This window comes from Bordetella hinzii LMG 13501, assembly GCF_001548475.1.
Classification (GTDB): domain Bacteria; phylum Pseudomonadota; class Gammaproteobacteria; order Burkholderiales; family Burkholderiaceae_B; genus Bordetella; species Bordetella hinzii.
Genome location: NZ_LRUJ01000010.1, coordinates 90,772 through 110,619 on the forward strand (window position 1 = coordinate 90,772; position 19,848 = coordinate 110,619).

Consider the following 19,848-nt stretch of genomic DNA (forward strand, 5'->3'; position numbering starts at 1 on the left):
GCTCAGGGCTGGGCCGGCGGGTCCAGCCCCTCCCAGCCGCCGCCCAGGGCCGTCACCAGCTGCACGCTGGCGATCAGTCGATTGCCCAAGAGGCTGATCGCGTTGCGCTCGCTGGCCAGCGCCGTGGCTTCCACCACGGCCACGCTCAGGTAATCCACCAGTCCGGCCTCATATTGGTTGCGCGTCAGGCGCAAGGACTCCCGCGCCGACTCCAGCGCCCGCCGCTGCACCTGCTGCTCCTCGGCCATGACGCGCAGCTGCACGAGATAGTCCTCCACCTCGCGCAGGGCGGTGAGCACTGACTGGCGGTAGGCAGCCGCCTGTGCATCATAGGCGGCGCGCGCCGAGGCGATCTGCGCCTCGCGCGCGCCGCCGTCGAAGATCGTCAAGGCCAGCGCCGGCCCCAGGGACCAGAAGCGCGCCGGCGCGGTCAGCCAATCGGCGAACTGCCCGCTACGAAAGCCGCCCGAGGCCGACAAGGTCAAGTCCGGAAACCAAGCCGATTGCGCCACGCCGATTTGCGCATTGGCCGCCGCGGCGCGCCGCTCCGCCGCCGCGACGTCCGGGCGGCGCTGCAGCAAGGCCGAGGGCAGGCCCACCGGGATCTCCGGCAACTGCTGCGTGAACGTCACCGGCGGCAGGGAAAACTGCGAGGGCGCCGTGCCCACCAGCACGGCGATCGCATGCTCGTACTGGCCGCGCTGCCACTCCAGGTCCACCAGTTGCGCCCGCGTGCTTTCCAGCTGGGTCTGCGCCACGGCCACATCGGCCTTGCCGGCCACGCCCGCGTCATAGCGGTTGCGCGTCAGGGTCAGCGACCGCTCATAGGCTTGCACGGTCGCCTGCAGCAGGCGCTTCTGCTCATCGAGCACCCGCAGCTGCAGATAGTTCTGCGCCAGCGCGGCCTGCGCCGACAGGCGCGCCGACGCCAGATCGGCGGCGCTGGCCGCTTCGCTGGCGCGGCTGGACTCCAGCTCGCGGCGCAGGCGGCCCCACAGATCCAACTCCCAGCTCACATTGCCGGTCAGGGAATACTGGTTGCCGACGGAGGCGCTGCCGGACGAGGTCCCGCCGCCGGAGCGCGTCACCCCGGCGCCGACGCCCACGGTCGGGAAAAAGCCCGCCCGCGCCACGCCCACCAGCGCCCGGGCCTGGCGATAATTGGCTTCGGCCTGGGCGATGGTCTGGTTGGCCGAGTTCAGCCGGGTCATCAGGCCGTCGAGCAGCGGATCGCCGTAAATCGTCCACCACTGGCCGCGCGCGACGGTATCGGCCGGCTGCGCCGGCCGCCAGCCGGGCACGGTCTGCTGGCCTTCCTTGAAGGCCGTGCCCACGTCGATGTCCGGCCGCTGGTAGTCCGGGCCGACGGCGCAGCCCGCCAGCAGGGCGGCCAGCGCCAAGGGCAATGCTCGGGCGGGAAGGAACTTAGGCATCATGGCTGGTCGGGTTCAGGATGGGCCGGCGATTGGCCCACAGGCGGAAACGGTCGAGATAAAGATAGACCACCGGGGTGGTGTAGAGCGTCAGGATCTGGCTGAGCACCAGGCCGCCGACAATGGTGATGCCCAGCGGCCGGCGCATTTCCACGCCCGCGCCCGTGGCCAGCACCAGCGGCAGGGCGCCGAATATCGCGGCCAGGGTCGTCATCATGATGGGCCGGAAACGTGTCAGGCAGGCCTGGTAGATGGCCTCGCGCGGCGTCAGGCCCTGCCGGCGCTCGGCCTCCAGCGCGAAGTCCACCATCATGATGGCGTTCTTCTTGACGATGCCGATCAGCAGAAAGACCCCGATCAGCGCGATCAAGGTGAACTCGGTATTCAGCGCCATCAGGGCGAGCAGCGCGCCAATGCCGGCCGAGGGCAGGGTCGACAGGATGGTCAGCGGGTGCACCAGGCTCTCGTACAGGATGCCCAGCACGATATACATGGCGACCAGGGCGGCCAGGATGAGCCAGGGCTGGCGCGCCAGGGTCTTCTGCAATTCCGCCGCCGTGCCCTGGAACCCCGCCTGGATCTGGTCCGAGGGCAGCCCGATGCGCGCCACGGCGGCGTCGATGGCCCGCGTGGCCTGCTCCAGCGACACGCCCGGCGCGGTGGCGAAAGAGATGGTGTCGGCCACGAACAGGCCCTGGTGGCTCACGCTCAGCGGCGCGTTTCCTACCTCCAGCCGGGCGAAGGCCGCCAGCGGCACCCGGCTGCCATCGGCGGCCACCACATGGAGCTGTTTGAGGGACTCCGCGTCCTCGGCGAACTTCTGGTCCACGCCCATGACGACGTGATACTGGTTCAGCGGCCCGTACATGACCGACACCTGCCGCTGGCTGTAGGAGTTGTTGAGCACCGCGGCGATGGTGGCCATATTGATGCCCAGCCGGGTGGCGGTCTCGCGGTCGATGATGAGGTTGATCTGCCGGCCTTTGTCCTCGACGTCGGCATCGACGTCGGTCAGCTCGGGCAGCTCCGACATGGCGCGCTGCACCCGCGGCATCCAGGTGCGCAGCAAGGCCAGGTCGCCGGCCATCAAGGCGTAGTCATAGGAACCCGTGCTCTGGCGGCCGCCGATGCGTATGTCCTGCTGCGACACCAGGAAGAGTTGCGCCCCGGGTTCGCGCTGCAGGCGGCCGCGCAGGCGATTGATCACCTCGTCGGCGCTCACGCCACGCTCGGCCAGGGGCTTGAGCTGGATCTGCATGAAGCTGGTGTTGCTGCCGCCGCGCCCCCCGGCATAGGCGGTGATGCTCTGCACCGCCGGATCGGCCATGATGATCTTGCGGAAGAACTCCAGCTTGGGCACCGTGGCCTGGAAGGACGTGCCCTGGTCGACACGGAAGAAGCCCAGCAGCTGGCCCGTGTCCTGCTGCGGCAGAAAGCCCTTGGGCACGGCCGTATAGAGGTAGACATTGAGCGCGATCGTGCCCAGCAGGATCGCGATCATGAGACGCCCATGGCGCAGGGCCCAGTGCAGGGAGCGGCCGTAGCCCTCGCGCATGCCGTCGAAAAACCGCCCGATCCAGCCGGCCGGCCGGCCCGCGGCGCGCATTTCGGGCTCGGCGCGCAGCAGCCGGGCGCACATCATGGGCGTGAGCGTGAGCGAGACCACCAGCGACACCATGATGGCGGCCGACAGCGTGACCGCGAATTCACGGAACAGGCGCCCCACCACGCCGCCCATGAGCAGGATGGGAATGAACACCGCCACCAGCGACAGGCTCATGGACAGCACCGTGAAACCCACCTCGCGCGAGCCGCGCAGCGCCGCCCGCATGGGCGGCACGCCGCGCTCGATGTGGCGCATGATGTTCTCCAGCACCACGATGGCGTCGTCCACCACGAAGCCGGTGGCCACGATAAGCGCCATCAGCGAGATAGTGTTCAGCGTGTAGCCGCACAGATACATGATGCAGAACGTGCCCACCAGGGACACGGGCACGGCCACCGAGGGGATGATGGCCGCGCGCCAGCGCCGCAGGAACATCAGTACCACCATCACGACCAGGCCCACGGCGATGACCAGGGTCAGCTCGGCCTCGTGCAGGGAGGCGCGGATGCTGGGCGTGCGGTCCTGCGCCACGGAGAGGTCCACATCGCCGGGCAGGAAGGCGGCCAGTTGCGGCAGCTGGGCCCGCACCGCGTCGACGGTTTCGATGATGTTGGCGTCGGCCTGGCGCCGCAGGATGAGCAGGATGGCCTTGCCGTCGTTGTAGAACCCCGTCTGGAACAGATCTTCGACCGAATCCTCCACCGTCGCCACATCCGACAACCGCACCGCCGCCCCGTTGACCCAGGCGACGATGAGCGGCCGGTATTGCTCGGCGCGGCTGAGCTGGTCGCTGGCCAGGATCTGCCAATGGTATTCGTCATTCTCGAGCAGGCCCTTGGGGCGCAGGGCGTTGGCGTTGGACAGCGTCTGGCGCACCTGGTCGAGCGACACCCCGCGGTTGGCCAGCGCGCCCGGATTCAGGCTCACCCGCACGGCCGGCAGGGAGCTGCCGCCCACGGTCACCTCGCCCACGCCGTTCACCTGGGCGAGCTTCTGGGCCACGATGGTCGAGGCCAGGTCATAGAGCTGGCCCTGCGTCAGCGTCTTGGACGTCATGGCCAGCGTCATGATGGGCGCGGCCGAGGGATTGGCCTTGTGATAGGTCGGATTGCTGCGCAGGCTGGTGGGCAGCAGCGAGCGCGCGGCGTTGATGGCCGCCTGCACGTCGCGGGCGGCGCCGTCGATATCGCGGCTCAGGTCGAACTGCAGCGTGATGCGGGTGGAGCCCTGCGTGCTGCGCGAGGTCATCTCGGTCACGCCGGCGATGCTGCCCAGCGAGCGCTCCAGCGGAGTGGCCACGCTGGACGCCATGGTCTCGGGGCTGGCCCCGGGCAGGCTGGCCGTGACGGAAATCGTCGGAATGTCCACCTGCGGCAGCGGCGCGACCGGCAGCAGGCGGAAAGCCAGGGCACCGGCCAGCACCACGGCCAGCGCCAGCAAGGTGGTGGCGACGGGCCGGACGATGAAGGGCGCCGACAGGATCATGGCTCGGTCCGCGCCCGGCCGGCCGCGCCGCGCGGGCGGGCCAGGCGGTCAAACATCAGATAGATCACCGGGGTGGTGAACAGCGTCAGCACCTGGCTCAGCAAGAGACCGCCCACCATGACCAGGCCCAGGGGCTGGCGCAGCTCCGCGCCGGTGCCGGTCGAAAGCATGAGCGGCAAGGCGCCGAACAGCGCGGCCAGCGTCGTCATCAGGATGGGCCTGAAGCGCAGCAGGGCTGCCTGGTGGATGGCTTCGCGCGGGGCCATGCCCTGCTTGCGTTCGGCTTCCAGGGCAAAGTCGATCATCATGATGGCGTTCTTCTTGACGATGCCGATCAGCAAGATGATGCCGATGATGCCTATCATGTCCAGGTCGGTGCCCGACAGCAGCAGGGCCAGCAGCGCCCCCACCCCGGCCGAGGGCAAGGTCGAGAGAATGGTGATCGGGTGGATGTAGCTCTCATAGAGCACCCCCAGCACGATGTACATGGTCACCACCGCCGCCAGGATCAGCCACAGCGTGCTGGTCAATGAATTCTGGAAGGCCAGCGCCGCGCCCTGGAAGCGCGTCTCGATGGCCGTGGGCATGCCGATTTCGCGTTCGGCCGCGGCGATCGCGTCGACGGCGGCCGACAGGGAAGCGCCCGGTGCCAGGTTGAAGGACACCGTCACCATGGGGAACTGGTCCAGCCGGTTGATGGCCAGCACCGTATGCCCTTCCGAGATGCGCGCCACCGACGACAGGGGCACCTGGCCGCCGCCGGCGGTCGGCACATGGATCTGGTCCAGCGCCGAGGCGTCGCGGCGGAACTGCGGCAACACCTCCAGCACCACGCGGTACTGATTGGATTGCGTGAAGATGGTGGAGATCAGGCGCTGCCCGAAGGCGTCGTAGAGCACCTCGTCGATGGTCGATGCCGTGATGCCCAGCCGCGAGGCCGCGTCGCGGTCGATTTCCACCCAGGTCATCAGGCCCTGGTCCTGCAGATCGTGCGAGACATCGGCCAGCTCCGGCAGCTGGCTCAGGCGCTCCACCAGCTTGGGCGCCCACTCGCTCAGCTGGGCGAGATCCGGGTTGGACAGCGTCATCTGGTATTGCGTGCGCGCCACGCGGTCTTCGATGGTCAGATCCTGCACGGGCTGCAGATAGAGCGTTACGCCGTTGTTCATGCCGGCCACGGCATCCTGCAGGCGCTGCATGGTCGCCTTCTGGCTGGAACTGCGCTCGCCCTGCGGTTTGAGCGCGATCTGCATGCGCCCGGCATTGAGCGTGGCATTGCTGCCGTCCACGCCGATGAACGACGACACGGCCTCCACGTCCGGGTCTTGGGCAATGCGATTGGCGACTTCCTGCTGGCGCTGCGACATCGCCGCGAAGGAGATGGTCTGGGGCGCCTGCGTGATGCCTTGGATGAGGCCGGTGTCCTGCTGCGGGAAAAAGCCCTTCGGGATGGCGATATACAACAGGACCGTCAAGGCAAAAGTCGCCAGCGCCACCAGCAGCGTAAGCGCCTGGTGCTCCAACACCACCTTGAGCATGCGGTCGTAGCCGGCGATGACGCGGTCGATGGCGTTGCCGGTCCACCGATGGAAGCGCCCATGGCGCTGGGCCGACTCGGGCTTGAGCAGACGGGCGCACATCATGGGGGTGAGCGTGAGAGACACCACCAGCGAAATCAGGATGGACACCGCCAGCGTCACGGCGAACTCGCGGAACAGCCGGCCTACCACCTCCTGCATGAAGAGCAGCGGAATCAGCACGGCGATCAGCGAGAAGGTCAGCGAGATCAGCGTAAAGCCGATCTGCGAAGCGCCCTTCAGGGCGGCCTGCATCGGCGACTCGCCCTCCTCGATATGCCGGGCGATGTTCTCGATCATGACGATGGCATCGTCGACCACGAAACCCGTGGCGATGGTCAGCGCCATGAGGGTCAGGTTGTTGATGCTGAAACCGGCCAGGTACATGATGCCGAAGGTGCCGATCAGCGACAGCGGCACGACCACGCTGGGAATGAAGGTCGCCGTGGCGCTGCGCAGGAAGACAAAGGTCACCAGCACCACCAGGGCGACGGCCATGAACATCTCATGCTGGACGTCCTTGACCGAATCGCGGATGGTCTGGGTGCGGTCGGAGACCACGTGCAGGTCCAGCGTGGCGGGCAGGGCCGCGCGCAGCTGCGGCAGCATGTCGCGGATGCGGTCCACCACATCGATGACGTTGGCTCCCGGCTGACGCTGCACATTCAGCAGGATGGCCGGCTTGTCCCCCACCCAGGCTGCCTGGCGCGTATCCTCGGCGGCCTGGACGGCGCGCGCCACATCCGACAGGCGCAACGGCGCGTTGTTCTTGTAGGCGATGATCAGGTCGTTGTAGTCGGTGGGCGATTTCAGCTGGTCATTGGCGTCGATAGTGGTCGAGCGCAAGGGTCCGTCCAGGTTGCCCTTGGGCTGGTTGACGTTGGCGCCCACCACGGCCGTGCGCAGGTCGGACAGGCCCAGGCCGGCGGCGGCCAGCGCCTGCGGATTGACCTGCACGCGCACGGCTGGCCGCTGGCCGCCAGCCACGCTGACCAGGCCCACGCCCGGCACCTGCGACAGCTTTTGCGCCATGCGCGTATCGACCAGGTCGCGCACCTGCGGCAGGGGCATGGTGGGCGAGGTGATGGCCAGGGTCAGCACCGCCGCGTCGGCGGGATTGACTTTGTTGTAGACCGGCGGCACCGGCAGGTCGCTGGGCAGGAGATTGGATGCGGCGTTGATGGCCGCCTGCACCTGTTGCTCGGCCACGTCCAGCGACAGGCTGAGGCTGAACTGCAAGGTGATGACCGAGGCGCCGCCCGAACTGGTGGACGACATCTGGTTCAGGCCCGGCATCTGCCCAAACTGGCGCTCCAGCGGCGAGGTCACCAGCGAGGTCATCACATCAGGGCTGGCGCCCGGATACAGCGTCACGACCTGGATGGTCGGATAATCGACCTCGGGCAGCGCCGACACCGGCAGCAGCCGATAGGCGATCAGGCCGGCGATCAGGATGGCCACCATGGACAGCGTGGTGGCCACCGGCCGGAGGATGAACAGACGCGACGGGCTCACGGCCGCTTACCTGGCGGCGTGCCGGCGGCCGGCGGACGCGGCGGCCGGCGGCGCCTCCGGCGCGCCCTGGGCGGCAGGCGGCGTCACCTGGACCTTGGACCCCGCGCGCAGGCGGTCGGTGCCCTCGGTGACCACCCGGTCGCCCGGGGCCAGGCCCTCGTTGACCGCCACCCAGCCGGCATTGACCGCGCCCAGCTTCAGCGGCTTGACGGCCACGGTGTCATCGGCCTGGACCTGGAACACGAAAGCGCCCACCGAGCCCTGCTGCACGGCGGCCGTCGGAATGGCGGTCACGCCGCCGCGGGTCTCGACCAGCAGATGCACATTGACGAACTGGTTGGGAAACAGCCGCTGGTCGGCGTTGTCGAAACGCGCCTTGAGCTTGACCGTGCCCGTGGACACATCGATCTGGTTGTCGATGGTCTCCAGCACGCCCGAGGCGATGCGCTGCGTATCGGCGCGATCATAGGCCTGGACTGTCAGCGTCTTGCCGGCGCGGACCTGCTCCAGCACCTGCTGCAACTGCGTCTCGGGCAGCGTGAACAGCACCGAGATGGGCTGGGTCTGGGTAATGACGACCAGACCGTTGGCATCGCTGCTGGACACCAGATTGCCCTGGTCCACCTGGCGCAGGCCCAGCCTGCCGCTGATGGGCGCGGTGATGCGCGAATAGGCCAGGTTCAGTTTGGCGCTGTCGACCGCGGCCTGGTCGCTCTTGACCGAGCCCTCGTACTGCCGCACCAGCGCCGCCTGGGTGTCGAGCTGCTGGCGGGCGATGGAATCCTGCTTGAACAGCGTCTGGTAGCGCTGCAGGTCGCGCCGGGCATTCTCCAGCTGGGCCAGGTTCTGCTGCTGCTGGCCCTGCGCCTGAGCCAGGGCCACCTCGAAGGGGCGCGGATCGACCTGGGCCAACAGATCGCCGGCCTTGACCATCTGGCCTTCGGTGAACGCCACCTGCACCAGTTCGCCGCTGACCTGGGGCCGCACCGTGACCGTGTTGTAGGCGGTGACCGTGCCCAGCGCGCGCAGCACGATCTCGATGTCCTGGGCGCGCGCCTCGGCCACCTTGACCGGTATGGCCATGTTCATCAGCGCCGCCGGCCCGCCCGGCCCGCCGCGCCCCATGCGGCCGCCGGGTTTGCCCGGCTTGAGCACGACCCAGGCCACCGCGGCCAGCACGACGACGACAAGCGCGATGCCGATCCAGCGGCGGCGGCGCGAGGCGGTGAGGGAGGATTCAGGCATAGGACGGGCCCAGGATGCGAGAGGTAAAGAAGGGACGGGGAGCGGCTATTCTCCCTCAGACCCGGGCCGAACGTCAGGGTTCTGACGCCTCTCTGAAATCCCGCGCAACATCTTCCCCCGGGGAGAAATAACCTGTCCCCGTTATAGACGGCAGATGAGGCAGGCCGGAGCGGCGCTCAGGAGGCGCACAAAGACATCTTGAACCCGATGTCCCGCCCCACTTGCTGGGGCTTGAGATCGCCATCCTGGGTGGAAAAACGGATCCAGACCATGTATTTGTTGGCGCTGATTTCCGGGAAGCAGCCCGTCTCCGGATCCACCCAGACGCGCAGCAGCTGGAAGGTCTTGCCGCCCAGCATCTGCTGGTAGGCGCCCTGCTCGGCCAGGGCGTCGTTGCGCCGGCCAGCCTCGCGCAGCAGGCGCAAGGCCAGGCCCAGGCCCTCTTGCAGCGGCTGGAAGGGCTGCATCCAGTTTTGCAGGTCGGCCACGCGCACGGCCTCGGGCTTGTTCTGCCAGGCGTAGTAGGAAGGCATGTCGACCTGGGTGGCGCCGCCCGGCACGGCCAGCCGGCCGCGCAGGCTGCCCAGCCATTCGTTTTCGCGCAGGCCCTGCCCAGTCTTGCCGACCACCGACAGGGCGCCGAACACCCGCTCCAGTTCGCGCAGCATGGCATCGAGGGCATGCGGATCGACGCTGGGATGGTCGCGCAGGCCGTTCAAGGTCATCCGCTGGCGCTCCAGATCCTGCAGCACCGCCCCCTTCATGTCCGTGCGCTCGCAGGCATCGAGGATGTCGAACAGCGACGTGACGGCGACCTGGTGCTGGCGGGCATCACCCTCGCGCGCGAAAAAGGCCAGGCGGTCGAAGAGATACTCCAGCCGCAGATAGGCCCGGATGCGTTCGTTGAAGGGGTATTCGTACAGGATCACGCTGGCTACAGGCCCGTCTTGTATCGGCCGCGAGGCCGAGGTTGGTCAAGGATTGCCGGCTCCGGGATGCCCTGGCCGGTCCTGCGCGCACGCCAATGCAAGATAGCGTTCGTGCAGACTTCTTGTCCGCGCGAGCAGGACCTCGGGCGTGGTGGAGCCGTCGTTGACGATGACATCATCGGCGGCTGCCAGCCGGGTCGTTCGCGCGGCCTGTGCCGCCATGATACGCCTGATGTCGGACTCCGTCAGCCCGCTGCGGGCCTGGACGCGGGCGATCTGCGTCTCGGGGTCGCAATCGACCACACATATGCGATCAACCCGCTGGCGCCAGCGCCCCGATTCGACCAGCAGCGGCACCACGAAAACCACATAGCTGCCCTGCGCGCGCTCGGCCGCGGCCCGCGTCTGCCGGCCGATCAGCGGATGCAGGATGGCCTCCAGCCGGGCCCGCGCCTCGGGCTCGCGAAACACCAGGGCGCGCATCCAGTCGCGGTCCATGGCGCCGTCGGCGCGCGCGGCCTGCGCGCCGAAGGCTTCGATGATGGCGGGCATGGCCAGCCCGCCCGGCTGCGTGAGGGCATGGGCGATGGCGTCCGTGTCGATGACGCAGGCTCCCCATTGCCCCAGCATGTCGGCCACGCGGGTCTTGCCCGACCCTATGCCGCCGGTCAAACCAATCTTCAGCATCCCGTTTCCGTTCAAAACAGCCCGTCCCAATTCGGCGGCCACAGCAACGCGACCACGCCGGCCATGGCAAGAAAGGGCGCGAAGGGCTGCGGCCGGTCCGGGCCGCCGCGCAGCCGGGCCGCCACCCCCGCCACCACGCCGGCCAGCGCGGCCAACAGCAACAGCGGCGCGAGCACGCCCACGCCCAGCCAGGCCCCCAGCGCGGCGGTCAGCTTGAAATCGCCATAGCCCATGCCTTCGCGTCCGGTGCAGCGCTTGAAGACATGATAGAAGACCCAGAGCAAACCATAACCGAACACCGCCCCCAGCACGGCTTGCGGCAAGGGCGTCAACGCGCCATCCAGGTTCACGAGCAGGCCGGCCCACAGCATGGGCAAGGTCAGGATATCGGGCAGGATACAGCTGCGGCTGTCCACCCAGGCCATCAGCAGCAGCGCCAGGCAATAGACCATCGCGCACACGGCCAGCCAGCCGGCGCCGAAGCGCCAGACGCAGGCCATGAACAGCACCGCCAACAGCAGTTCCGGCCAGGGCGCCCGCCAGGCCGCGCCGCGGCGCCCCGTGCCGTCGCGCGCGGCAAGATACCAGCCTATCCAGGGCCAGGCGCGCCGGCGCGCCCGCGGCGGCAGGCAGGCGCGCGCCGGCCGGCCGCGCCAGGCGCGCCGCAGATAGGCGGGCAGATAGTGGCTGAGCACCGTCACCCAGCCGCCCAGCGCCAGCCCCGCCAGCGCGGCCACGAGGTAGACGACGGAGACAGACATGCGCTCAGCCTTGTGAAACGAGCCGTTGAAGGGAGTAAGCAAACGCTTGCACTGTCGCAGTGTATCGGACGAAATAACGTTCGCGTGGCGGTTTATGGGCATAAAGCGTTGTCAAAGACACGCGCTGCCGGGCGCCGGCGTATCGAATCAATGCAATCGTGCGTAAAATCAGGACAGACCAACAAATTCCGGACACGCTGCCATGGCTGCCCTCACGCTCGCACTCCGAATCCGCCCTCTCCCCCTGGCCGGCGCCCTCTTGGCGGCGGCGCTCATGGCCGGCTGCGCGCAACAGCGCGGCGACGGCTACTACAACCCGCCGGCCGAAAGCACCGTCACTGATGCGCAGTCCCAGGCCCAGGGCGCGGGGTATCGCACGGTGGTGCATGCGCCCTCGCAGCTGCAGATCGAACTCAAGCCGCGCCAGCCCGGCCGCCAGCAGAATGTGCAGCAGACCACGGCCAGCAACGAAGAAGGCGTGGCGGCCCCGGACAACGACAGCAGCGACGGCGCTGCGGCCGCCGCCCCCGCGGCGGCCTCGACGGCCGCGCGCACGCTGGTGCCCCAGGCCCAGACCTACCAAGGCACCCTGCCCTGCCTGAACGCCGAACTGAACTGCGACGCGCAGCGCGTGACGCTCACCCTGGCGCCCACTGGCCAGTGGCGGGCCCGCATCGCCTACCTCGAGGGCCATCCCAACGCCGGCAAGCCGCTATTCGAGCAAGGCTGCTGGGATGCCCTGCAGGAACGCCCGCCGCGCGTGCTGCTGCTGGACCGCAGCGGCAACGTGCGCGCGGATTTCTCCGTGCCCGTGAACAACACCCTGCGCGTGCGCTCGGTCAACGGCAAGACGCCCAATCTCAACTACACCCTGACGCGCCAGCCGGACCTCGATCCGGTGTCCGAGCTGGACAAGCAACCGGCGCCGCGCTGCGGGCAGTAAGCCCCCCGGCCAGGCAGGCCGGCGCCGGCTCGGCCAGCGCCGGCCGGTAGGGACACAGCCGGCAGACCAGCTCTAGCACATTGCGCACCCCGAGCTTGCGGAAAATCCGCGCCCGGTGCGCTTCCACGGTGCGCATGGAAATACCCAACTCGATGGCAATGACCTTGTTGGCCCGGCCGCGCGCCAGATAGGCCAGGACTTCGCGCTCACGGGGCGTAAGCGCGGCCCCCAAAGAAAAATCAGCGTGCATGAAAACCGCCTGCAATCCTGTGTTGCAGCGCAGTCTGTCATCCGAGGCGCGCTCCGGCCATCTGATTCTTCCGAGGCCAGAGCGCTTTTGCGACAGTTTCTAGATTTCGAGGTTGTCGATCAGCCGGGTCGCGCCCAGCTTGGCCGCGGCCAGCACCACCAGGGGCTCGCGGGCATCGAAGTCGGCCGTCGTGGGCGGCTTGAGATCGCGCTGCCGGCGCAGCGACACGTAATCCACCTTCCAGCCATGGCCGGACAGCGCGGCCGAGGCGTCCTGCTCCAGCGCGGCGGCCTGCCGCGCGCCGTCCAGCACGCGCTGGCGCAGCTCGCCCAGCACAGCATAGAGGCGCGGCGCCTCGGCGCGCTCCTCGGCCGACAAATAGCGGTTGCGCGAGGACAGCGCCAGGCCGTCGGCGGCGCGCACGGTCTCATGCGCCAGGATCTCCACCGGCAGCTGGAACTGGCGGCACATGGCGCGCACGATCATGAGCTGCTGATAATCCTTCTTGCCGAACACGGCCACGCGGGGCTGCACGCAGGACAGCAGCTTGAGCACGACCGTGCACACCCCCTGGAAGAAGCCCGGGCGGAACTCGCCCTCGAGGATGTCGCCCAGGTCATCGGGCGGCTGCACACGGTAGTTCTGCGGCTCCGGGTACATCTCGCGCTCATCCGGCGCGAACACCATGTAGACGTCGCGCTCGCGTTCCATCTTCTCGACGTCGGCCTGCAGGGTGCGCGGGTAGCGGTCGAAGTCCTCGCTGGGACCGAACTGCAGGCGGTTGACGAAAATGCTGGTGACGACCGGGTCGCCATGCTGGCGCGCCAGCTTCATGAGCGCCAGGTGGCCTTCATGGAGATTGCCCATGGTGGGCACGAAAGCGATGCGGTTCTGGCCGCGCAGATGGTCGCGCAGGTCCTGGATGGTGTGGACGACTTTCAAGAAACTCTCCGGATCTAGGCCGCGGCCGTCACGCTGGTGTAAGCCAGGCGCACGTAGATCGGCGCATAGGGTTCGGCCTGGGTGATATCCAGCAAGGACTCGCGCGCGAGCTCCAGCATGGCAATGAAATGCACCACCACCACCGCCACGGGCGCGCCTTCGGTGATGCGCTCCAGGAAGAGATCGGTGAACTCCATGAAGCGCACATCGTTCAGGCGCCGCAGGATGTGCGTCATGTGATCGCGCACCGAGAGCTGTTCGCGTGTGATGTGATGGTGCTGGTTCAGGCGGGCGCGCTTGATGATGTCGGCCCAGGCGCTGCGCAGGTCCTCGAGGCTGACCTCGGGCATCATGCGCTCGACGCTGATCTCGGCCACGCCCTGGGCGCGCTGGAAGTCTCGGCCCAGCTGGGGCAGGGCATCCAGGCGCTGCGCGGCCAGCTTCATCTGCTCGTACTCGAGCAGGCGGCGCACCAGCTCGGCGCGCGGATCCTCCGGCTCTTCGCCCGTGTCGCTCTTCTTGACGGGCAGGAGCATGCGCGACTTGATCTCGATCAGCATGGCCGCCATGAGCAGGTATTCGGCGGCCAGCTCCAGGTTGTGCGTGCGGATCTGCTCCACATAGGAGAGATACTGGCGCGTGACATCCGCCATGGGGATGTCCAGCACGTTGAAGTTCTGCTTGCGGATCAGGTAGAGCAAGAGGTCCAGCGGCCCCTCGAACGCCTCGAGAAAGACCTCCAGCGCGTCGGGCGGGATATAGAGGTCCGTGGGCAGCTGGAACAGCGGCTCGCCGTAGAGGCGGGCAAAGGCCACGCTATCGACGGTGTCGGGCGTGCTGTCGACCGGCGGCTGCACCAGCGCCTGCAGGTCGTCCCCCGGGATCATCGTGTTCTGCGACATTCGCGCCCGCCGCTATCCAGGCTCAGTCGGCCTGGTAGACGTAGGGCTTCTGGGGTACGCGGCCCGCGCGGAATCCTTCCAGCAGTTCGGTGTCCTGCGGCTTGTCCCAAAGGCGGGCGCGGCCTTCGCGCTGGCGCTCTTCGGTGCCGGGGTGCTTGGCCTTGTAGTCCTTCAGGAACAGGGTGATCTCGGATTCGTAATTCTTGGCCATGGCAAAGCGAGCAAAAAGAGGTTTACGGGATGGCACATAGTGTACTGTAGCCCGGCCGGGCCGCCGCCTCCGACGGCGTTACAATCGACCGGCACTATCGCCCCCGCCCCTGCCGCCCATGCCCGCCGAACCCGCCTCAGCCGCCGCCTCGTCTTCCCTGACCGATCCCAAGGCCGCGCGAGCGGCGCGCATGATCCCCTTCATCGTCGGCTGCGCCCTGTTCATGCAGATGCTGGACTCGACCGTCGTGGCCACGGCCCTGCCGGCCATGGCGGCGGCGCTGGGCTCCACGCCGGTGCGGCTCAATGTCGCCATCACCTCCTATCTGCTGGCGGTCGCCGTGTTCGTGCCCGTCAGCGGCTGGGCGGCCGACCGCTTCGGCGCGCGCCGCGTCTTCATCGGCGCCATCGCCCTGTTCGCCCTGAGTTCGGTGGCCTGCGCCTTGTCCCAGGACCTGGCGCAGCTGGTGATCGCCCGGGTGGTGCAAGGCATCGCCGGCGCCATGATGGTGCCGGTGGGCCGGGTGATCCTGCTGCGGACCGTGCCCAAGCAGGACCTGCTCAAGGCCATGTCCTTCCTGTCCATCCCGGCCTTGCTGGGCCCGGTCATCGGGCCGCCGCTGGGCGGCTTCATGGTCACCTATATGTCCTGGCACTGGATCTTCCTGATCAACGTGCCCATCGGCATCATCGGCATCTACCTGGTGCTGCGTTTCGTCGAGGAGATCCGGATCGAGAACGCCCCGCGCCTGGACGCCATCGGCTTCATCCTGAGCGCGGTCTGCCTGGCCGGCCTGGTCAGCGGTTTCGAGGCCCTGGGCCATGGCCTGCTCAGCCCCGCGCTGCTGGCCCTGCTGCTGGTGGGCGGCCTGGCCTGCGGCCTGCTCTATGTCTGGCACGCCAGGCGCGTCGAGCACCCCATCCTCGACCTGTCGCTGCTGCGCATCCCGACCTTTGCCATCTCCACCCTGGGCGGCAATCTGTGCCGCTTCGCCGTGGGCGCCGTGCCCTTCCTGCTGGCCATGATGCTGCAGGTCGGCTTCGGCCTGTCGCCCTTCTCGGCCGGCATGATCACCTTCGCCAGCGCCGCCGGCGCCCTGCTGATGAAATTCGTCGCCACCCCCATCGTGCAGCACTTCGGTTTCCGCCGCGTGCTCACGGTCAACGCGGTGCTGACCGGCCTGTTCATCATGTGCTGCGCCTTCTTCACGCCGGACACCCCGGTCTGGCTCATGATATTGATCCTGCTGATCGGCGGATTCTTCCGCTCGCTGCAGTTCACCGGGGTCAACACCCTGTCGTACGCCGACATCCCGCCCGAGAAGATGAGCCGGGCCAGCAGCTTCGCCGCCATGGCTCAGCAGCTGGGCATCAGCCTGGGCGTGGGCGTGGCGGCCATCACCCTGAACCTGAGCATGATGGCGCGCGGCGCCGACCACCTGGCCGTCTCCGATGTCGTCGTCGCCTTCATCACCATAGGCGTGCTGTGCGCGCTGTCCACGCTTTCCTTCCGCCGCCTGGCGCCTGACGCTGGCGCTTTACTCAACCGGAACAAGGTGCAAAGTGACGACGAGTGATTATGTGCTCGCCCTGGACCAGGGCACGACCAGCTCCCGCGCCATCGTCTTCGACCGCAAGGGCGAGCTGCGCGGCGTGGGCCAGCGCGAGTTCCGCCAGTACTATCCGCGTCCGGGCTGGGTCGAGCACGACGCCGTCGAAATCTGGACCAGCCAGCTCGAAGTCGCGCGCGAGGCATTGCGCAACGCGGGCGTAAGCGCGGCCGACCTGGCCGCCATCGGCATCACCAACCAGCGCGAAACCACCCTGCTCTGGGAGCGCGCCACCGGCCGCCCATTGGCGCGCGCCATCGTATGGCAAGACCGCCGCACCGCCCCGCTGTGCGAACAGCTGCGCCGCGACGGCCATGCCGACTGGCTGCAGGCGCGCACCGGGCTGGTCGTGGACGCCTATTTCTCGGGCACCAAGCTGGCCTGGCTGCTGGAGCATGTCCCGGGCGCGCGCCAGGCCGCCGAACGCGGCGAACTGGCCTTCGGCACGGTCGACACCTGGCTGGTCTGGCAATTGACCGGCGGAGCGGTGCACAGCACCGACCCCAGCAATGCCTCGCGCACCATGCTGTTCGACCTGCACACCCAGGACTGGAACGAAGACATCCTGGCGCTGCTGAACATCCCGCGCTCGGTGCTGCCCCAGGTCGCGCCCAGCAGCGCCGTCATCGGCCGTGCGCAGCCCGAATGGCTGGGCGGCCCGGTCCCCATTGCCGGGGTGGCTGGCGATCAGCAGGCGGCCACCTTCGGCCAGGCCTGCTTCGCGCCCGGCATGGCCAAGAACACCTATGGCACGGGCTGCTTCATGCTCATGAATGTGGGCGAATCGCCGGTCGCCTCGCGCAACCACCTGCTATCCACCGTGGGCTGGGGGCTGCCCGGGCCGCAGCGCTGGCGCGCCACCTATATGCTGGAAGGCGGCGTCTTCGTGGCCGGCGCGGCCGTGCAATGGCTGCGCGACGGGCTGGGCATCATCCAGCACGCCGAGGACATCGAACCGCTGGCCGCCAGCGTGGCCGACACCGACGATGTCTTCATGGTGCCGGCCTTCGCCGGGCTGGGCGCGCCGCACTGGGATCCCTACGCGCGAGGCACGCTGGTGGGCCTGACCCGCGGCACGACCCGCGCCCATATCGCCCGCGCCACGCTGGAGTCGATCGCCCTGCAAAGCGCCGAGCTGCTGGCATGCATGAACGCCGACAGCGGCATCCCGCTCTCCGAGCTGCGCGTCGACGGCGGCGCCGCCCGCAATGACCTGCTGATGCAGATGCAGGCCGACCTGCTGGGCGTGCCGGTCGTGCGCCCCCGGGTGGCGGAATCCACCGCGCGCGGCGCGGCCGGCCTGGCCGGCCTGGCGGTCGGAGTCTGGAGCGGCCAGGAGGAATTTGCCGGCCAATGGCAGGCCGAACGCCGCTTCGAGCCGCGCTGGCCGGACGATGTGCGCCAGGCGCGCATGCAGCGCTGGCGCCAGGCGGTCGAACTGGCCAAGCACTGGACCCGGCCGGCGGCCTGAAGCTCAGAAAAAAGGCTTGGCCACGGCCAGGGTGACGGCCAGCGCCGTCAGCAGGAAGACCGCGGCGCCGGACAGGCCCATCCAGCCTGGGGCGCGGTAATCCGCATGGGCGCGCGACAGCACGCGGGTCTGCCACAGCTGCAGCAAGGTCAACAAGGCCACCAGGCCCATCTTGACGTCCAGCCACGGCTGGCCGAACCATCCCACCATGCCCGCCATGGCCAGGCCGAAGCACCAGGTCAGCACCATGGCCGGCAGCACCAGCCGATGATTCCAGCGCGCCAGCCGGCGCAGGCTGGCCGGCGCGGCCGAGAACCCGGTGCTCGAGCAGAGCCAAAGCAGGCCCAGGATCCAGACCGTGATCGCCAGCACGTGCAGCACCTTGAGGACGGAATACAGCATGGTCCGGCAGGGGCGGGATCAGTTCAGGCTGGCGCCCGAGATCTTGACGATCTCCTGGTATTTGTCCTTCTCGGCCTTGACGAAGGCGGCGAATTGGTCGGCGCTCATCGGCTCCTGCTCGGAGCCCATGGTCAGCAGGCGCTGGCGCACGTCGGGCAGGCGCAGCGCATCGCCGTAGGCCTTGTTCAGCTTGGCGACCACCGCGGCCGGCGTGCCGCCCGGGGCGAACACGCCGAACCACGTACCCAGGTCGAAGCCCTTGACGCCCGACTCCTCGACGGTGGGGACATCCGGCAGCAGCGAGGACCGCTTGGCCGTCGTGACCGCCAGCGCCTTGACCTTGCCGTCCTTGATGAGCGGGGCCGAGGCGGCCAGGTTGTCGAACATGAAGTCCGACTGGCCCGACAGCAGCGCCAGCTGGGCCGGCGCGGCGCCCTGGTAGGGGATGTGTTCGGCGGCGATGCCCGCCCGGGCCTTGAGCAATTCGCCGGAGAGGTGGCCGGCGCTGCCATTGCCGCCCGAACCGTAGTTCAGGCGGCCGGGGTTCTTCTTGGCGTAGGCGACCAGGTCCGCCACGCTGTTGATGTTGTTCTTCTGCGCGAATTCGAGGTTCATGACCAGCACATTGGGCACCGACGCCACGATGGTGATGGGCGCGAAGTCCTTGATGGGGTCGTAGGGCAGGTTGGCGAACAGGAAGGGGTTGATGGCATGCGTGGCCACCGCGCCCATGACCAGGGTGTAACCGTCGGGCGCGGACTTGGCGACCAGGTCCGCGCCGATGTTGCCGCCCGCGCCCGCCTTGTTCTCGACCACCACGGGCTGGCCCAGCGAATCGCGCACCTTCTCGGCCAGCAGGCGGGCCATGGTGTCCAGCGGGCCGCCGGGCGGATAGGGCACGATGAAACGCAGCGGCTTGCTCGGGAAATCGGTTTGGGCGGCGGCAGGCGCGGCCATCAGGGAAAGACCGGCCGCCAGGGCGAGGGCGCCGCCGACCAGCGCGCGGCGCGTGGCGGACACGAGAGAGCGAGTCATGGAAAGTCTCCGGACAGGGGGTGTTATGTGTGCGTATGTTTCAGCGTGGCCCGTAGCATAACGCAGCCCCCCTGCCGCGGCCATGCCCGGCCGCGTGCCGCTTCAATGCAAGATCTGGCTGAGGAAGAGCTTGGTGCGCTCGTTCTGCGGGTGGTCGAAGAACTCGTCGGGCGTGTTCTCTTCGATGATCTCGCCGCGGTCCATGAAGATGACGCGGTTGGCGACCTTGCGCGCGAAGCCCATCTCATGGGTCACGCAGAGCATGGTCATGCCGCTCTCCTGCGCCAGGCTGACCATCACGTCCAGCACCTCCTTGACCATTTCCGGGTCCAGCGCCGAGGTCGGCTCATCAAAGAGCATGATCTTGGGGCTCATGCACAGCGAGCGCGCGATGGCCACGCGCTGCTGCTGGCCGCCGGAGAGCTGGCCGGGGAATTTTTTCGCCTGGTCCGGGATGCGCACGCGCTCCAGGTATTTCATGGCGGTGGCCTCGGCTTCGGCGCGCGATTTCTTCAAGACCCAGACCGGCCCCAGCGTCAGGTTTTCCAGCACGGTGAGGTGCGGAAAGAGATTGAAGTGCTGGAACACCATGCCGACATCCTTGCGGATGGTTTCGATGTGCTTGAGATCGTTGGTCAGTTCGGTGCCGTCGACGACGATCTTGCCCTGCTGGTGCTCTTCGAGCCGGTTGATGCAGCGGATCATGGTCGATTTGCCCGACCCCGAGGGGCCGCAGATCACGATGCGCTCGCCAGGCTCCACGTCCAGGTTGATATTGCGCAGGACGTGGAACTGGCCGTACCACTTATTGACTTCCTGCAGGCGGATGATGGCATTGGACATGC

The 19,848-nt window shown here is 68.1% G+C and carries 17 protein-coding genes; 3 read left to right on the top strand and 14 right to left on the bottom strand.

The genetic code is table 11. The annotated features are described in order from the left end of the window. Nucleotides 1–2 precede the first annotated feature (2 nt). The 7 genes from AXA74_RS09170 to AXA74_RS09200 form a co-directional block, all read right to left on the bottom strand. Nucleotides 3–1,433: an efflux transporter outer membrane subunit gene (locus tag AXA74_RS09170; protein WP_032979336.1), complete on the bottom strand. Its 1,431-nt coding sequence runs from the start codon at nt 1,431–1,433 to the stop codon at nt 3–5. Beyond that, nucleotides 1,426–4,524: a multidrug efflux RND transporter permease subunit gene (locus AXA74_RS09175; protein WP_032957324.1), complete on the bottom strand. Its 3,099-nt coding sequence runs from the start codon at nt 4,522–4,524 to the stop codon at nt 1,426–1,428. Before AXA74_RS09175 ends, AXA74_RS09170 begins: the two co-directional genes overlap by 8 nt. After that, entirely contained in the window at nt 4,521–7,616 is a 3,096-nt protein-coding gene (locus tag AXA74_RS09180) for an MdtB/MuxB family multidrug efflux RND transporter permease subunit (protein ID WP_032979292.1), read from the bottom strand. The genes AXA74_RS09175 and AXA74_RS09180 overlap by 4 nt, the downstream gene beginning before the upstream one ends. Before the next feature lie 6 nt (nt 7,617–7,622). After that, entirely contained in the window at nt 7,623–8,861 is a 1,239-nt protein-coding gene (locus AXA74_RS09185; protein WP_029580111.1) for an MdtA/MuxA family multidrug efflux RND transporter periplasmic adaptor subunit, read from the bottom strand. A 176-nt stretch (nt 8,862–9,037) separates the two neighbouring features. Further along, nucleotides 9,038–9,790 carry a cell division protein ZapD gene (zapD, locus tag AXA74_RS09190; RefSeq protein WP_029580110.1) on the bottom strand — a complete coding sequence of 251 codons (753 nt, stop codon included), beginning with the start codon at nt 9,788–9,790 and terminating at the stop codon, nt 9,038–9,040. Nucleotides 9,791–9,835: 45 nt separating this feature from the next. Beyond that, nucleotides 9,836–10,477 (bottom strand): dephospho-CoA kinase, encoded by a 642-nt coding sequence (coaE, locus tag AXA74_RS09195; RefSeq protein WP_032957318.1) that lies wholly within the window; start codon nt 10,475–10,477, stop codon nt 9,836–9,838. Between the two features lie 11 nt (nt 10,478–10,488). Further along, the gene (locus AXA74_RS09200) at nt 10,489–11,238 is read right to left on the bottom strand and encodes a prepilin peptidase (protein WP_032957316.1); all 750 of its coding nucleotides are present in this window, start codon (nt 11,236–11,238) and stop codon (nt 10,489–10,491) included. 202 nt (nt 11,239–11,440) lie between these two features. Between AXA74_RS09200 and AXA74_RS09205 the strand changes: the two genes are divergently transcribed. Next, nucleotides 11,441–12,181, top strand: coding sequence for a copper resistance protein NlpE N-terminal domain-containing protein (locus tag AXA74_RS09205; protein ID WP_032979291.1), 741 nt, complete (start codon nt 11,441–11,443; stop codon nt 12,179–12,181). Here AXA74_RS09205 and AXA74_RS23880 read toward each other — a convergent pair. From AXA74_RS23880 to AXA74_RS09220, 4 genes are all read right to left on the bottom strand, one after another. Beyond that, nucleotides 12,099–12,431 carry a response regulator transcription factor gene (locus tag AXA74_RS23880; protein WP_080700181.1) on the bottom strand — a complete coding sequence of 111 codons (333 nt, stop codon included), beginning with the start codon at nt 12,429–12,431 and terminating at the stop codon, nt 12,099–12,101. The two genes, AXA74_RS09205 and AXA74_RS23880, sit on opposite strands and share 83 nt — an antisense overlap. Nucleotides 12,432–12,530: 99 nt before the next feature. Next, nucleotides 12,531–13,373, bottom strand: a complete 843-nt coding sequence (gene panC, locus AXA74_RS09210) for a pantoate--beta-alanine ligase (protein WP_029580106.1) — start codon at nt 13,371–13,373, stop codon at nt 12,531–12,533. Nucleotides 13,374–13,387: 14 nt separating this feature from the next. Next, the gene (locus AXA74_RS09215; RefSeq protein ID WP_032957314.1) at nt 13,388–14,275 is read right to left on the bottom strand and encodes a segregation and condensation protein A; all 888 of its coding nucleotides are present in this window, start codon (nt 14,273–14,275) and stop codon (nt 13,388–13,390) included. A gap of 22 nt (nt 14,276–14,297) precedes the next feature. Beyond that, nucleotides 14,298–14,486 (bottom strand): DUF3460 family protein, encoded by a 189-nt coding sequence (locus AXA74_RS09220; RefSeq protein WP_029580104.1) that lies wholly within the window; start codon nt 14,484–14,486, stop codon nt 14,298–14,300. A gap of 118 nt (nt 14,487–14,604) precedes the next feature. Between AXA74_RS09220 and AXA74_RS09225 the strand changes: the two genes are divergently transcribed. Further along, nucleotides 14,605–16,062 (top strand): DHA2 family efflux MFS transporter permease subunit, encoded by a 1,458-nt coding sequence (locus AXA74_RS09225; RefSeq protein WP_032957312.1) that lies wholly within the window; start codon nt 14,605–14,607, stop codon nt 16,060–16,062. After that, a complete protein-coding gene (gene glpK / locus AXA74_RS09230) occupies nt 16,049–17,566 on the top strand; it encodes a glycerol kinase GlpK (RefSeq protein ID WP_029580102.1) in 1,518 nt (505 codons plus the stop codon). Before AXA74_RS09225 ends, glpK begins: the two co-directional genes overlap by 14 nt. A 3-nt stretch (nt 17,567–17,569) precedes the next feature. On the opposite strand, the gene AXA74_RS09235 is transcribed toward glpK, so the two are convergent. From AXA74_RS09235 to AXA74_RS09245, 3 genes are all read right to left on the bottom strand, one after another. Next, nucleotides 17,570–17,968, bottom strand: a complete 399-nt coding sequence (locus tag AXA74_RS09235) for a CopD family protein (RefSeq protein ID WP_029580101.1) — start codon at nt 17,966–17,968, stop codon at nt 17,570–17,572. An 18-nt stretch (nt 17,969–17,986) separates the two neighbouring features. Next, nucleotides 17,987–19,003 carry a Bug family tripartite tricarboxylate transporter substrate binding protein gene (locus AXA74_RS09240; protein ID WP_029580100.1) on the bottom strand — a complete coding sequence of 339 codons (1,017 nt, stop codon included), beginning with the start codon at nt 19,001–19,003 and terminating at the stop codon, nt 17,987–17,989. Between the two features lie 102 nt (nt 19,004–19,105). After that, nucleotides 19,106–19,846 carry an amino acid ABC transporter ATP-binding protein gene (locus AXA74_RS09245; RefSeq protein ID WP_029580099.1) on the bottom strand — a complete coding sequence of 247 codons (741 nt, stop codon included), beginning with the start codon at nt 19,844–19,846 and terminating at the stop codon, nt 19,106–19,108. Nucleotides 19,847–19,848: the final 2 nt, after the last annotated feature.

Bases quoted from the DNA above. Each gene is read 5' to 3' on its own strand.
- AXA74_RS09170 (WP_032979336.1), bottom strand. From the start codon at position 1,433: ATGCCTAAGTTCCTTCCCGCCCGAGCATTGCCCTTGGCGCTGGCCGCC.
- AXA74_RS09175 (WP_032957324.1), bottom strand. From the start codon at position 4,524: ATGATCCTGTCGGCGCCCTTCATCGTCCGGCCCGTCGCCACCACCTTG.
- AXA74_RS09185 (WP_029580111.1), bottom strand. From the start codon at position 8,861: ATGCCTGAATCCTCCCTCACCGCCTCGCGCCGCCGCCGCTGGATCGGC.
- coaE (WP_032957318.1), bottom strand. From the start codon at position 10,477: ATGCTGAAGATTGGTTTGACCGGCGGCATAGGGTCGGGCAAGACCCGC.
- AXA74_RS09200 (WP_032957316.1), bottom strand. From the start codon at position 11,238: ATGTCTGTCTCCGTCGTCTACCTCGTGGCCGCGCTGGCGGGGCTGGCG.
- AXA74_RS09205 (WP_032979291.1), top strand. From the start codon at position 11,441: ATGGCTGCCCTCACGCTCGCACTCCGAATCCGCCCTCTCCCCCTGGCC.
- AXA74_RS23880 (WP_080700181.1), bottom strand. From the start codon at position 12,431: ATGCACGCTGATTTTTCTTTGGGGGCCGCGCTTACGCCCCGTGAGCGC.
- AXA74_RS09215 (WP_032957314.1), bottom strand. From the start codon at position 14,275: ATGTCGCAGAACACGATGATCCCGGGGGACGACCTGCAGGCGCTGGTG.
- AXA74_RS09220 (WP_029580104.1), bottom strand. From the start codon at position 14,486: ATGGCCAAGAATTACGAATCCGAGATCACCCTGTTCCTGAAGGACTAC.
- AXA74_RS09225 (WP_032957312.1), top strand. From the start codon at position 14,605: ATGCCCGCCGAACCCGCCTCAGCCGCCGCCTCGTCTTCCCTGACCGAT.
- AXA74_RS09235 (WP_029580101.1), bottom strand. From the start codon at position 17,968: ATGCTGTATTCCGTCCTCAAGGTGCTGCACGTGCTGGCGATCACGGTC.
- AXA74_RS09240 (WP_029580100.1), bottom strand. From the start codon at position 19,003: ATGACTCGCTCTCTCGTGTCCGCCACGCGCCGCGCGCTGGTCGGCGGC.
- AXA74_RS09245 (WP_029580099.1), bottom strand. From the start codon at position 19,846: ATGTCCAATGCCATCATCCGCCTGCAGGAAGTCAATAAGTGGTACGGC.